Source organism: Chromohalobacter marismortui (assembly GCF_004364315.1).
Taxonomy (GTDB): domain Bacteria; phylum Pseudomonadota; class Gammaproteobacteria; order Pseudomonadales; family Halomonadaceae; genus Chromohalobacter; species Chromohalobacter marismortui.
This window is the reverse complement of record NZ_SOBR01000002.1, coordinates 316,768-330,269: the sequence shown is the minus strand read 5'-3', so window position 1 is coordinate 330,269 and position 13,502 is coordinate 316,768. Positions and strand designations below refer to the sequence as shown.

The window sequence follows — 13,502 nt, the reverse complement described above, 5'->3', positions numbered from 1 at the left end:
TTTGTTTTATTCTCTCCATGCTGAGAAACACGTTTTACTGCGTGACCAGACTAAGGTCTACCTCCTGTTAGTGGACAGATTTTACAAGTTGGCTAGCTTCAAAGGTGCGGTATGCATTTCCCCGACATGAAATGCGTATGACGTTTCATTCGTTCTGCCATGACGGTGACAAGAACAAGCGAGCGGGAAACGTCGCCCGACCACAACAAGACCAAGGAGTACGCCAATGACACGCGCCACGACACGCTGGGCAGGCTCGCTGACCCTGATGGTTGCCCTGGGCATGCCGGGCATCGCCCTCGCCGAGTACCCCGAACAACCCATTACCTACACGATTCCGTTCGATCCGGGTGGTGAGTCCGATGTCACCGCACGCTTCCAGGAGCCTCATCTGGAAGAAATCCTGGGGGTCGATGTCAACGTCAACCACCGTCCCGGCGGCGGGGGCGCCGTCGGCTGGAGCGAGTTCCAGAACACGGCCGAGCCCACGGGCTACGAGATGATCGGGGTCAATATCCCGCATATCATCGCGCAGCCCATCATGCGCGAGAATGCCGGTTACGAGACCGATGGTTGGAAGATCGTGACCTTCTTTCATACCACGCCCAACGCCTTGATCGTCCCCAAGGACAGCCAATTCAAGACGCTTGACGACCTGGTCCAGTATGCCAAGAAGAATCCGCAGGCGGTGACGCTGGGCGGCAGCGGGACCTTCAGCGCCAACCATCTGGGCGCCTTGCGTCTGGAACGTGAGGCGGGTATCGATGTGACCTACATTCCGTTCACCGGTACGGGGCCGTTGCCGGCGGCGGTCCAGGGCAATCACGTCTCGGGCATCTTCAACTATTCGATGCTCGGCGTGCAGATGCAGGACAACGCCCGCGTGCTGGCCGTGGCCTCGGAAGAACGCGTCCCCGCGCTACCGGATGTGCCGACGTTCAAGGAGCTGGGCTATGACATCGTCGGCGGTGCCTATCGCGGCGTGGCCGTGCCCAAGGGAACGCCGGACGCCATCGTCAACAAGCTGGAGGATGCGTTTGCCAAGACCAATGAGCGCATCGCCGAAAAGCAGGAGCCGCTCGGCTTCGTCATGACCGATATTACCGATGGCGAAGTGGACGAGGTCATGCAGCAACTCAAGACGGCCTACCAGCCGATCCTCGAAGAAGCCAAAGCCAACCAATAACGCGACGTGATGCGTCACCCGCGCCTGCGATCTTTCTGGACGCAGGCGCGGGTGGCGGCCGTTCATCCGACGCGACCCATCATGCGAAAAGGGGAGTTGGCTCATGGACATGTTACTGGAAGCCCTGTTTTCGATCCTGACCCTCGAAGGCCTCGTCACCATCCTGTGCGGGGTGACGGCGGGGTTGTTCATCGGCGCCTTGCCGGGGTTGACGGCGACCATGGCGCTGGCGGTGCTGCTGCCGTTCACCTTCACGATGTCGCCTCTGCAGGGCCTGATGGCGCTGGGGGCGGTCTATATGGGCGCCATCTACGGCGGCGCTTTTACCGCCATTCTGATCAACACACCCGGAACGCCGTCGTCCATTGCCACGACCTTCGATGGCTATCCCATGGCGCGCCAGGGGCGTGCCTACGAAGCCCTGGCGGCGGCGACTATTGCCTCGGTGGTCGGCGGCATCGTCGGGGTGGCGTTCCTATTGTTGCTGGCGCCGCCATTGGCGCGACTCGCCGTGGTGTTCGGCCCGGCCGAGATGTTCTGGGTCGCCCTACTGGGGCTGACGCTGGTGGCCAGCCTCTCGAGTGGCTCGCTGCTCAAGGGGTTGCTCGGCGGTTGCATCGGCATGCTGCTGAGCACCATCGGCGTTTCGCCGATCGGCGGCGAAACCCGTTTCATCTTCGGCATTCCGGCGCTGCAGGGCGGCATCGCGCTGATCGTTGCCCTGATCGGACTGTTCGTGGTGCCCGAGCTGATCTCGATGGCCGCTCAGGGGCGGGGCGCCCTGCCGGAGAGCGGCAAGCTCCAGGGCGGCGCGGGGTCGGCCATCGGGCGCATGGGTAGGCATATCTTCGGCAAGCCCATCAATCTGATCCGCTCCTGCATCATCGGCCAGATCATCGCCATCATCCCGGGCGCGGGGGGTAACGTCACCAGTTTGGTGGCCTACAACGAGGCCCGCCGTTTCTCCAGGGATCCGGCGTCGTTCGGCAAGGGCAACGTCGATGGTGTGATCGCCTCGGAATCGAGCAACAACGTCATGGTGGCCGGCAGCATGGTGCCGCTGCTGACCCTGGGCATTCCCGGTGCGCCACCGGATGCCATCATTCTCGGGGTATTGCTCATGCATGGCCTGCGCCCGGGGCTGGATCTGTTCACCGAAACCGGGGTGCTGACCAATGGCTTCATTCTGTCGATGGGCTTCGCGGCGATGTTCCTGCTGCCGGTGGGCCTGCTGGGCGGGCGCCTGATTCACCGCGTGGTGGTCAAGACGCCGTTTTACTTCCTGCTGCCGAGCATCGCCATGGTCACCATCCTGGGCACCTACGCGCTGCGCAACAGCATGATCGACGTGTTCATCATGTTGTTGCTGGGCACGGCGGGGTATTTCCTGCGCCTGATCGGCATCCAGGCGGCGCCCATCGTGCTGGGCATGATACTGGGCGTCATCGCCGAGAAGGGCTATGTGCAGACCATGCTGGTGGCCGTGGTGGACCCGATCCCCTGGCTACGACTGGTGGCCAATCCGCTCTCCATCGTTCTCGCCTGCCTGGTGGTGCTGAGTGTCGCGACGACGCTGTTGCCGGGGTGGCTGGAGCGTAGCGGCCGCATGGCCAAGGTCGACTCGGACGAGGAGAAATCGCCATGACTCTGCGACTCAATACCGACTTCGCCGCGGGGCTCTTTGGCTTGCTGTTCGCCGCCATCCTGTGGTTCCCGCGCGAGAGCATGGGCCGGCTGAGCATCATCTTTCCCCGCGCCATCCTGGTGATCACGGTCGCGTTGTCCCTGGCGCTGATCGTCAAGGCATTCACCAAGCCGGCGGCGCGCGAGGTCACCATCGAAGGCAATCCACGCCGCCTGTTGATGATGATCGCCGTCCTGTTCGCCTGGTGGTACGCCATCGACCTGCTGGGCTTTCTGCTGGCGACGGCCATCGTTTTCTTCGGCCTGACCTGGTACCTGGCGAACGTCGAAGGCGCCGTATCGGGCCGGCGACTCGTGCAGTGGGTGCCCATCGTCGCGGTGCTGATCGGGGTCTTCTATCTGGCCTTTACGGAAGTCCTGAGCGTGAGACTGCCGACCGGTATCTGGTCGTGATCGTTCCACAACGGCGCTGGCCGCGAGACAAGGAGTGAACATGCGAATTACCGACATCAAGGAGGCGCGGGTGTCGATCGCTTCCGACATTGCCAACGCCTATATCTCGTTCGCCAGGATGGATGTCTCCATCCTGGCGGTCTACACCGACGCCAGGGTCGATGGCCGCCAGGTCGTGGGCTATGGCTTCAACTCGAACGGACGCTATGCCCAGAGCGGCCTGCTGCGGGAGCGTTTCCTGCCCCGCCTGGAGGAAGCGGATCCGGCGTCGTTGCTCGATGACAGTGGCCACAATCTCGACCCGTTCAAGGTCTGGGCGACGCTGATGGCCAATGAGAAGCCGGGCGGCCACGGCGAACGCTCGGTGGCGGTGGGGGTCATCGACATGGCGATCTGGGACATCGTGGCCAAGGTCGAGAACAAGCCGCTGGCGCAGCTGTTGGCCGAGCGTTTCGGGGACGGTGAGGTGGATCGCCACGTCTCGGTCTATGCCGCCGGCGGCTATTACCATCCCGGCAAGGAAATCCAGGGGCTTCAGGAAGAGATGCGCGATTACCTGGAGATGGGCTACGTGGCCACCAAGATGAAGATCGGCGGCGTGCCGCTCGCCGAAGACCTGCAACGGGTCGAGGCGGCACTGGAGGTCGTGGGCGAGGCGTCGCACCTGGCGGTGGATGCCAATGGCCGTTTCGGTCTGCAGGACACGCTGGCCTTCGCCGATGGCCTGGCCCCCTACGGGGTGCGCTGGTACGAGGAGGCCGGCGATCCGCTCGACTACGCCCTGCAGCGCCAGCTATGCGAGCACTATGCCGGCCCGACCGCCACGGGGGAGAACCTGTTCTCGCATCAGGACGTGCGCAATCTGCTGCGTCATGGCGGCATGCGACCCGATCGCGACATCCTGCAGATGGACCCGGTGCTGTCCTACGGTCTGGTCGAGTACCTGCGCATGCTCGACGAGCTGCGCATTCGCGGCTGGTCGCCCCGCCAGTGCATCCCGCACGGTGGGCACCAGTTCGCCCTCAATATCGCTGCCGGTCTCAAGCTGGGCGGCAATGAATCCTACCCGCGGGTCTTTGCGCCCTTCGGCGGCTTCGCCGACTCCACACCGATCGAGAACGGCTACGTGGCGATTCCGGCCATGCCGGGGATCGGCTTCGAGGACAAGGCCGAGTTGATGAAGGTTTTTCACGCCCACCTGTAGAGCTTGGGCCACTTGCCGTCGAGTACGTCGATATGTCAAGACCGCGGCGCTCGGCGTCGCGGTCTTGTCTGGCGAGGGACCATCACGCGGGACGAGTGGCCGTGTAGAAGAAGCGTACCGACGGCTCATCGACGAGCAAGGGGGCGCTACCTTCCTTGAACGGCGCGTAGTGGGGCATCTGCATGTGATGCTCGAAAGCGTCGCGGTCACGATAGACCTCATGCAGTACGACCAGGTTGTCGCTGCCTTCCGGCGTCAGCACGTCGAATGCCAGGCAGCCTTCCTCATTGGCCAGTGATTCGTTGGCGTCGTTGTGGGCCAGGGCGAGGAAGGCCGGCACCTGGCCTTCCTTGATCCGGAACTCGGCGAGCACGACGAAATGCGCTGTATTCGAAGACATGTGACCTCCGCTGGAAAAGAAGATGATGAATGACGGATGGGCACGGAATCAGGCGTCTCGCGAGGCACCGGGGGAGGTCTCGAGATGCGACTCCAGTTCTTCGAGAGCATGACGATAGTCCGCGACGAGGCGGTCGTAGCGTCCGAAGTCATGACCGCAATCCTCGCAGAAGACATGGTACTGCCCTTCGCGGCCGGGCGGGAATCGCTTGGCGCGGCTGCCGCATTCGGGACAATCGGGGCTGGTGGGGGCTTGCATGGGACCTCCTGAGAGTTGGTGTTGCCGTGATTCGAGATCATCGTGACATTGCGTTGTACTTATCAAGTCGGGGCGCCCGGCACCAAGATCAAGGCATTGATCGACCCCGTGGCCTTGTCGGCGATGCTAACATTCGCCTTTTGCCCGTGGATGTCCCGCATGAGCGCGCCCTCGCTTCGCCCCTACCAGCATCAGGCCGTCGATAACGTCATCGCGCATTTCCGGCGCGGCGACGATCCCGCCGTGGTGGTGCTGCCCACCGGCAGCGGCAAGTCGCTGGTCATCGCCGAGCTGGCACGGCTGGCACGCGGCCGGGTCCTGGTGCTGGCGCACGTTCGGGAGCTGGTCGAGCAGAACCATGCCAAGTACCGCGCCTATGGACTGGAGGCGGACCTGTTCAGTGCCGGTCTGGGGCGCAAGGAGAGCGAGCGTCAGGTGGTCTTCGGTTCGGTGCAGTCCGTGGTCAGGAGCCTGGCACGTTTCGAGGCCCACGACGCGTGGGGCGCGTTCACTCTGCTGGTCATCGACGAGTGCCACCGCATTCCGCCGGGGGCGTCGGCGGGCAAGGTCCGGGAGGACAAGGGCGCGTCGAGTTATCATCAGGTGATCGCACACCTGCGGCGCCACAACCCGCATCTCAAGGTGCTGGGCCTGACGGCGACGCCGTATCGTCTGGGACAAGGCTTCATCTACCACCGTCATCACCACGGCATGGTGTGCGGCGATGCGGATTGCTTCTTTCAGGACTGCGTGTTCGAGCAGCCACTGCGGCTGATGGTCAAGCAGGGGTATCTGGCGCCGCCCCGGCGCGTGGATGCCGCACTGTATGCCGAAGATGGCGAGCAGACCCGGTATGACTTCTCGCGGCTGTCGCCGGGTCGCGGCGGCGGCTTCGAGGAAGAGGCACTGAACCGCGTCGTGCAGGGGCACCGGGCGACGCCGGGTATCATCGCCGAGGTCGTCGAGCAGGCCCGCGAGCGGCGCGGCGTGATGATCTTCGCGGCCACGGTGGCGCACGCGCGTGAAATCATGGGGTATCTGCCGGCGCAGCAGGCGGCGCTGATCGTGGGCGCGACGCCGGGGCGGGAGCGCGAAGCGCTGATCGAGGACTTCAAGGCGCAGCGGTTGAAGTATCTCGTCAACGTGGCGGTCCTCACCACCGGTTTCGATGCCCCGCACGTGGATCTGATCGCGATCCTGAGGCCCACGGAGTCCGTCAGCCTGTATCAGCAGATCGTCGGGCGCGGCTTGCGCCTGGCGCCGGGCAAGCAGGACTGCCTGATCCTCGATTATGCGGGCAATCCCTGGGACCTGTATGCGCCGGAGGTCGGCGAGCCCCGGCCCGATTCCGATGCCGAACCGGTGCAGGTCGAATGTCCGGCATGCGGGCATGCCAATCTGTTCTGGGGCAAGCGCGATGGCGAGTTGGTCATCGAACATTACGGCCGTCGCTGCCAAGGCCTGCTGGAAGACACGGACGGACGGCGCCGGCAGTGCGACTTTCGTTTTCGCTTCAAGGTCTGCGATCAGTGCGGCGCGGAAAACGACATCGCCGCGCGCGCCTGCCATCAATGCGACGAGCGACTGGTCGATCCCGACGACAAGCTCAAGGCTGCGCTGCGCCTCAAGGAAGCCAAGGTGCTGCGCGTCTCGGGGATGCAGTTACAGGCGGTAACCAATGGCCGCGGGCTGCCGCGCCTGAAAGTGACCTACCATGACGAAGACGGTGCCACGCTCGACGAATGGTTCGCGCTGGAAACTGCCGCGCAGCGTCGCGCCTTCACGCTGGCCTTTCTGCGCCATCACCTGCGGGCGCCGGGCAGCGACTGGCGGCCGGATTCGCCCGAGGCGGTGATCGCCGACGAGCGGCGTCTCAAGGCCCCGGACTTCGTGATCGGTCGCAAGGTGGGGCGTTACTGGCAGATCCGCGACAAGCTCTTCGACTACGCGGGGCGCTATCGCAAGGCCGATGATGCGAGCTAAGGGCTTAAGCTTGACGATTCAAAGCGAACTTGTCTGTACGCGCTGGAGAGCACTTTTACGGCTTCCTGGATCTGGGTGTTGTCGAGGGCACCATACCCGAGCCGGAATGCACGCGGTGGCATGACATCCACGGTGAAATATTCTCCTGGAGTAACGGATAACCCCTGTTGCTCAGCTTCATGTGCCAAGCTACATATGTCGACGTCGCGGGGAAGACGCAGCCAGATGGCCAGGCCACCTGTAGGAAGATTGAAGTCTATTGTTTTGCCGAATGCAGCATGAAGATTATCGGCCATTATATCTCTGCGGGCACGGTACAGCTGGCGACTCTTTCTCGTATGGCGTGCCAGCTCACCATTCGCCATTAGCTCGGCAATCGCCATTTCAAGGGGGATGTCACCCTGACGGTCAATGATTGACCTCACTTCCAGCATGGGATCTAGTAGATTGGGTGGTGCATGGACGTACCCCACCCTGATTCCCGGGCTGAGTAATTTGGAAAGAGACCCTATATAAATGATTTGCTCGTTCTCGTTGGCCATGGAGGCTATTGGGTGAACCGGGCGTCCTTCAAAATGATACTCGTGATCGTAGTCATCCTCTATCAAAACAAGGTCGTATCGCCGGGCTAGCTCTAAAAGCCTAAGGCGTCTGGCAGCTCCCAAGGTCACCGTCGTGGGATATTGATGGTGTGGCGTGATATAGACCGCGCGTATTTCAGGATTAGCGTTCAAAGCGTGCTCCAACGACTCAATGCAGATCCCCTTATCGTCAACCGGTATACCGATAACGCGTGCACCTGTGGCGAGAAAAGCTTCTCGAGCCTGCGGATAGCCAGGATCTTCCATAGCGATGGCGTCGTCCTGCGACAGAAGTGTTCTAGCCGATAAATAAAGGGCCATTTGGCTACCGCGGGTCACTAGGATGTGGTCGGCGGCATAATGCTTACCTCGATGTGAGGTCAAGTAATCGGACAGTGCTTGGCGCAAGGCTGCATTACCCATCCCATCTTGGTAATCCGAACGCTGTTGGAAGTCAGGGCGTATCACGGCGCGCCGGAATGCCCGCGCCAATGCCTTCGATGGCACCAACCGTGTATCGGGAGCGCCATCATTGAATGAGAGAGAAGGCGTCGGTGATGAGACGGAAGCATTCTGCGTAGCCTGTACTGAATGAGATGGTTCAGGTGGCTCGCTGCTCTGCGGCAGATCCCGCGAGATGTAAGTTCCACTAGCGGGGAGAGTCTCGGCCCAGCCTTGAGCGATTAATTCCTGATAAGCGGCATCGACAGTATTGCGGTTAACTGCTAGTTGACGTGCTAGCGTCCGTGTCCCGGGAAGTCGTGTTTGAGGTGGCAGGCGTCCACTCCGGATATCACGGATAACCGCCTTGGCAATGACTAGGAAAAGAGGTGCTTGGCTATTGCCGTCTAAGTCTAATGAAAAGGTGATAGTCGACATACGATCTCGGCATCTGGCCTAGTGAAAATTTGAAAACTGGCACTTATCATCAGGCCAGATGCCTCCTAGACTCAACGCAAATTCGCAATGGATCGCTTCCATGTCTCGCACTGCACTCATACTGCGCCATGTCTCATTCGAGGATCTTGGGCACTGGAAAAGTGTTCTTGAGTCTGCCGACTATACCTTGGAATACATAGATAACGGCGTTGTCGAGCTTGATAATCGCGACCCCTTGGCTCCGGACTTGGTGATAGTTCTAGGTGGCCCAATCAGTGTTAACGATACGCTGGGTTATCCTTTCCTTTGCGAAACCCAGCGATTCTTGCGTAAGCGTTTGGAGCTGGGCATGCCTACGCTCGGAATTTGTCTAGGAGCGCAGCTGATGGCTCAAGCTTTAGGTGGAGAAGTCCTGCCTCAGCCACGAGTGGAAATTGGCTTCAAGACGCTTTCACTTTCATCTGCCGGTTACTTAGGGCCGTTGAAGCATCTTGAGGGGGTGCCAGTACTTCACTGGCATGGTGAGCGCTTTACGTTGCCTGAGGGGGCAACGGTTCTGGCTGCGACGGATGTTTGCTCGGTTCAGGGATTTAGCGTGGGGAATACGCTGATGGGCTTACAGTTTCATCCGGAAGTGGAGGCAGATGGCTTCGAGCGGTGGTTGATCGGCCATACGCTTGAGCTGGCAAGAGCGAATATCTCACCTCAAAATCTGCGTCAGCAAGCTCTTCTAAGTGCTTCTCTGCTCAAAGAGGCGGGGCAGAAGCTACTACGAGATTGGCTAGCAGGACTCTCTTCATGACTCAGGTAACTGTTCTGACAGGTCGTGCTACGTTATTAAGTGGCAGCGACAAAACCAGTGCCATTGCCAAAACGCCCATGACAGATGCCTGCTACTTGGGTTGGGAAGGATTCGAGGTTGATGAACAAGCTGATCGTCGGCTTCATGGCGGCGTAGAGAAAGCGGTTCATCATTATCCATTTGAACACTACGCTACTTGGCAACACGAACTCGGCAACCTATCTGTGTTGCGCTCAGCGGGAGCTTTTGGTGAGAACTTATCCACAATAGGCTTACTGGAACATACGGTCGCTGTTGGTGATATTTTTCGTCTTGGTGAGGCGACTTTGCAAGTTTCACAGGGGCGGCAACCCTGTTGGAAGCTGAATTTACGCTTTGGCGTCTCGGATATGGCGTTGCGACTGCAGAACTCCGGTCGTACGGGATGGTACTACAGAGTGCTTGAGCCGGGGATGGTGGGGTGTAGTGATACGCTGATCAAGCTGGATAGCCCAAGCCCAGAATGGACATTATACCGTATCTGGCATTCACTTTATGTCGATACTCTCAATTTTGATGTTCTGAGTGTCATTGCCGGTCTCGAAGGCTTATCCGACTCGTGGCGCAAGATCGCGTCGAAAAGGCTGCAAAAGCGCCAAGTCGAAAACTGGAACCCCCGCCTCTATAGTCGGTAGTCAGCTATGCTTAGCTCGATGTTGCCTGCCACGTGGATAGGAGTGGCCATGCCATTCATTGGCAGATCCGCGATAAGCTCTTCGACTACGCGGGACGCTACCGCAAGGCCGATGATGCAGCGGACAATGGCTAGTTGAAGATGCGCTAATCACGCTAACGGTTTATGATGGAACGGTGACATTCACCCTGATGGAGAGACGGAAATGGCCTGGATGACCCCGGAAGTGACGGAAATCTGCATCGCGCTGGAAATCAACGACTACATGCCCGCCGAATTCTGAGGCGGCGTTGTATATCCATGTACTCGGGGCGGCCGCCGGTGGCGGCCTCCCTCAGTGGAACTGTCGTTGCGATGTATGCCGGCTGGCGTGGGCGGGCGATCCACGCGTCACGCCGCGAACCCAATCCTCCCTGGCCGTGAGCGCCGATGGCCGCTCGTGGGCCTTGATCAACTGCGCCCCCGAGGTGCTCACCCAGATACGCGGGACCCCGGCGCTGTTTCCGCGTCAGGGGAAGCGTGACACGCCGATCGCCTCGATCTTGCTGACCAACGGCGATGTCGATCATGTCGGCGGTCTGCTGAGTCTGCGTGAAAGTTCGCCCTATCGTCTTCACGCGACGTCGGAGATTCATGCCGCGTTGCGCGACAGTCCGGTCTTCAACGTTCTCGCTCCCGATCATGTCGAACGTGTCGAAGTGGCACTGGAAGAGACTCTGACGCTCGCCGAGGGGCTCGAGGCGCGCATATTCGCGGTGCCCGGCAAGGCGGCGCTGTATCTGGAGGGCGAAAACCCCGACATCGGCAGCGAAGGCGAGGCCACCGTGGGCGTGGAGTTTCGCGTCGGCGCGCGGCGTGCCTATTACATTCCCGGTTGTGCCGCGATGAACGAACGCCTGGCGGCACGTCTCGAGGGCGCCGATCTGTTGCTGTTCGACGGTACGCTGTGGCGTGACGACGAGATGATTCGCGCCGGTGTCGGCCACAAGACGGGAAGCCGCATGGGGCACATGTCGATGTCCGGCGAGACGGGCAGCATGGCCGCGTTGTCGTCGCTGAACATCGGACGACGTGTCTTCGTTCACATCAACAACACCAACCCGGTCTTGATCGACGGCTCCCCGGAGCGCCGGGAGGCCAGGCGTCACGGGTGGGAGATCGCCCACGACGGCATGGAACTGGAATGCTGATGAGTGATATTGAAACCCCGATCCACGAGGCGATGAGCGCGGACGAGCTGGAAGCACGATTACGAGCGATCGGCGAGCAGCGTTACCATCATCGCCATTCCTTCCAGCTCATGCTGCAAAACGGCGAACTGAATCGCCGTCAGGTCCAGGCATGGGCCCTCAATCGCTATTACTACCAGTCGATGATCCCGCTCAAGGACGCCTCGCTGATCGCGCGTCTCGACGATCCGGCGCTGCGCCGCGCGTGGCGCACCCGGCTGGTGGATCACGACGGTGAAGTCGAGGGCGAGGGTGGTATCGCGCGCTGGCTGAAGCTCACCGACGGGCTGGAACTGGATCGCGAAATGGTGGTCTCGGCCCGACGGGTTCTGCCGGCCACGCGCTTTGCGGTGGAGGCTTACCTTCATTTCGTGCGCGAGCGCAGTGTACTGGAGGCCATTGCCTCGTCGTTGACCGAGCTGTTTTCACCGCTGGTGATCGGTCAGCGGGTCAGCGGCATGCTCAAGCACTACAACTTCGTCTCCGCCGAGACGCTGGCCTATTTCGAGCCACGTCTGACTCAGGCGCCGCGGGATGCGGAGATGGCGCTCGACTACGTCAAGCGCCATGCCGAACGTCCGGATCAGCAGCAGGCGGTGCTCGAGGCATTGATATTCAAATGCCAGGTGCTGTGGACCCAACTGGACGCCTTGCATCACGCCTATGTCGCGCCCGGCCACGTGCCGCCCGGAGCCTGGGATGGCGACGCGCAAACGGGAACGTCATGACGGCAATTCAGGAAAGCAACATCGTGCGCCTGCCGCGCGGCGTCAGGCTGCGTGAAGATAAACGGCGGGGCGGCTGGGTATTGCTGGCGCCCGAGCGCGTCTTCCAGCTCGATGGTATCGCGCAGGCCGTGGTCGGCCAGGTGGATGGCGAACGCAGCGTCGGCACGATCATCGATCGGCTGTGCGAGACCTATCAGGCGCCGCGCGAACGCATCGCCCAGGACGTCACGGCCATGTTCGCTGGGTTGGTCGAGAAACGTGTCCTGGAGGTTGCATGACACATTCGCAAGCGCATGACGTGCAGCCGCCCATGGGGATGCTGGCGGAATTGACGCATCGCTGTCCCCTGCAGTGCCCGTACTGTTCCAATCCGGTGGCCCTGGAGCGCCGCCGCCACGAGCTGGATACCGCGACCTGGCGACGGGTCTTCGCCGAAGCCGCCGAGCTCGGCGTGCTGCAGGTCCATCTATCGGGCGGCGAGCCCGCGCTGCGTCCCGACTTGCCCGAGCTGGTGGCGGCCTGCGTGGACGCGGGCTTGTATTCCAACCTGATCACCGCGGGCGTCAATATCGACCGTGCCCGGCTGGAGACCCTGGCGGAGGCGGGCCTCGATCACGTCCAGCTGTCGTTTCAGGGCGCTACGCCCGAGGTGACCGATCACGTCGCCAACATGACCGGCGCTCATGCGCGCAAGCGGGCCTTCGCCGCCGAGGTGACGGCCGTCGGACTGCCGCTGACGCTGAACGCGGTGATCCACCGCATCAACCTGCATCAGATCGACGACTTCGTGGACCTGGCCGTGGAACTGGGAGCGCGGCGGCTGGAGATCGCCCATGCGCAGTACTATGGCTGGGCACTGGTCAATCGCGCCGCCCTGATGCCGAGTCGCGAGCAGGTCATGGAGGCTGTCGAGCGGGTTGAGGCTGGGCGTGAGCGCCTGCAAGGGCGTCTGGTCATCGACGCCGTGGTCCCGGATTACCACGCGCGCCTACCCAAGCCCTGCATGAACGGCTGGGGGCGCCAATCCCTCAATGTGACGCCCTCGGGTAAGGTGTTGCCGTGCCATGCGGCGGAGACGATTCCGCACCTGGCGTTCTGGAATGTTGCAGATCACGCGCTGGGCGATATCTGGTACGACAGTCCGGCCTTCAACGCCTATCGCGGCACGGACTGGATGCCCGAGATCTGCCAGAGCTGCGAGCGCAAGGAAATCGACTGGGCCGGCTGCCGTTGTCAGGCGCTGATGCTCACCGGTGATGCCGCGCAGATGGACCCAGTGTGCGAAAAATCGCCCTACCATGACGAGGTGCAGACCTTGGCGGTGCGCGATGCCTTGGGCGTGCCCGACTTTACCTACCGGCGTTTTGCGCGTACGACCGAGGGCGCCTGACGATCCATCGACATATCTTGCATGACGGGGGCGTGTTCGCTCCCCGGCGGGCTTGCTACACTGCGCGTTTGTCGAAGGTCGCGCCGTGAGGC

Annotated in this window: 15 protein-coding genes; 12 read left to right on the top strand and 3 right to left on the bottom strand. The window is 61.5% G+C overall.

Annotated features, from left to right (window positions below):
* Positions 1–226: 226 nt before the first annotated feature.
* From C8E00_RS04755 to C8E00_RS04740, 4 genes are all read left to right on the top strand, one after another.
* The gene (locus tag C8E00_RS04755) at positions 227–1,186 is read left to right on the top strand and encodes a Bug family tripartite tricarboxylate transporter substrate binding protein (protein ID WP_133695151.1); all 960 of its coding nucleotides are present in this window, start codon (positions 227–229) and stop codon (positions 1,184–1,186) included.
* Between the two features lie 103 nt (positions 1,187–1,289).
* On the top strand, positions 1,290–2,831 hold the full coding sequence (locus C8E00_RS04750) for a tripartite tricarboxylate transporter permease (RefSeq protein WP_133695148.1): 1,542 nt from the start codon (positions 1,290–1,292) through the stop codon (positions 2,829–2,831).
* Positions 2,828–3,283: a tripartite tricarboxylate transporter TctB family protein gene (locus tag C8E00_RS04745; RefSeq protein ID WP_133695145.1), complete on the top strand. Its 456-nt coding sequence runs from the start codon at positions 2,828–2,830 to the stop codon at positions 3,281–3,283. The genes C8E00_RS04750 and C8E00_RS04745 overlap by 4 nt, the downstream gene beginning before the upstream one ends.
* Positions 3,284–3,323: 40 nt before the next feature.
* Entirely contained in the window at positions 3,324–4,487 is a 1,164-nt protein-coding gene (locus C8E00_RS04740) for a mandelate racemase/muconate lactonizing enzyme family protein (protein WP_133695143.1), read from the top strand.
* 82 nt (positions 4,488–4,569) lie between these two features.
* Here C8E00_RS04740 and C8E00_RS04735 read toward each other — a convergent pair whose 3' ends face one another.
* Together C8E00_RS04735 and C8E00_RS04730 are read right to left on the bottom strand one after the other, a co-directional pair.
* The gene (locus C8E00_RS04735) at positions 4,570–4,887 is read right to left on the bottom strand and encodes a putative quinol monooxygenase (protein ID WP_133695140.1); all 318 of its coding nucleotides are present in this window, start codon (positions 4,885–4,887) and stop codon (positions 4,570–4,572) included.
* Positions 4,888–4,935: 48 nt separating this feature from the next.
* Positions 4,936–5,145, bottom strand: coding sequence for a hypothetical protein (locus tag C8E00_RS04730; protein WP_133695138.1), 210 nt, complete (start codon positions 5,143–5,145; stop codon positions 4,936–4,938).
* Between the two features lie 150 nt (positions 5,146–5,295).
* On the opposite strand from C8E00_RS04730, the gene radD reads away from it, so the two are divergent.
* Positions 5,296–7,128, top strand: coding sequence for a DNA repair helicase RadD (gene radD / locus C8E00_RS04725; RefSeq protein WP_133695928.1), 1,833 nt, complete (start codon positions 5,296–5,298; stop codon positions 7,126–7,128).
* On the opposite strand, the gene pdxR is transcribed toward radD, so the two are convergent.
* The gene (pdxR, locus tag C8E00_RS04720) at positions 7,125–8,588 is read right to left on the bottom strand and encodes a MocR-like pyridoxine biosynthesis transcription factor PdxR (RefSeq protein ID WP_133695136.1); all 1,464 of its coding nucleotides are present in this window, start codon (positions 8,586–8,588) and stop codon (positions 7,125–7,127) included. The genes radD and pdxR overlap by 4 nt on opposite strands.
* 100 nt (positions 8,589–8,688) lie before the next feature.
* Between pdxR and C8E00_RS04715 the strand changes: the two genes are divergently transcribed.
* The 7 genes from C8E00_RS04715 (at position 8,689) to pqqE (ending at position 13,410) form a co-directional block, all read left to right on the top strand.
* Positions 8,689–9,390: a glutamine amidotransferase gene (locus C8E00_RS04715; RefSeq protein WP_133695134.1), complete on the top strand. Its 702-nt coding sequence runs from the start codon at positions 8,689–8,691 to the stop codon at positions 9,388–9,390.
* Complete coding sequence (locus tag C8E00_RS04710; protein ID WP_133695132.1) at positions 9,387–10,064, top strand: MOSC domain-containing protein; 678 nt, start codon at positions 9,387–9,389, stop codon at positions 10,062–10,064. The genes C8E00_RS04715 and C8E00_RS04710 overlap by 4 nt, the downstream gene beginning before the upstream one ends.
* A gap of 204 nt (positions 10,065–10,268) precedes the next feature.
* The gene (gene pqqA / locus C8E00_RS16860; protein ID WP_083831125.1) at positions 10,269–10,346 is read left to right on the top strand and encodes a pyrroloquinoline quinone precursor peptide PqqA; all 78 of its coding nucleotides are present in this window, start codon (positions 10,269–10,271) and stop codon (positions 10,344–10,346) included.
* Between the two features lie 7 nt (positions 10,347–10,353).
* Entirely contained in the window at positions 10,354–11,253 is a 900-nt protein-coding gene (gene pqqB, locus C8E00_RS04700; protein ID WP_133695130.1) for a pyrroloquinoline quinone biosynthesis protein PqqB, read from the top strand.
* On the top strand, positions 11,253–12,020 hold the full coding sequence (gene pqqC, locus C8E00_RS04695) for a pyrroloquinoline-quinone synthase PqqC (RefSeq protein ID WP_133695127.1): 768 nt from the start codon (positions 11,253–11,255) through the stop codon (positions 12,018–12,020). The genes pqqB and pqqC overlap by 1 nt, the downstream gene beginning before the upstream one ends.
* Entirely contained in the window at positions 12,017–12,298 is a 282-nt protein-coding gene (gene pqqD, locus C8E00_RS04690) for a pyrroloquinoline quinone biosynthesis peptide chaperone PqqD (RefSeq protein ID WP_133695125.1), read from the top strand. The genes pqqC and pqqD overlap by 4 nt, the downstream gene beginning before the upstream one ends.
* Positions 12,295–13,410: a pyrroloquinoline quinone biosynthesis protein PqqE gene (gene pqqE, locus C8E00_RS04685; protein ID WP_133695123.1), complete on the top strand. Its 1,116-nt coding sequence runs from the start codon at positions 12,295–12,297 to the stop codon at positions 13,408–13,410. The genes pqqD and pqqE overlap by 4 nt, the downstream gene beginning before the upstream one ends.
* The last annotated feature ends 92 nt before the right edge of the window (positions 13,411–13,502 follow it).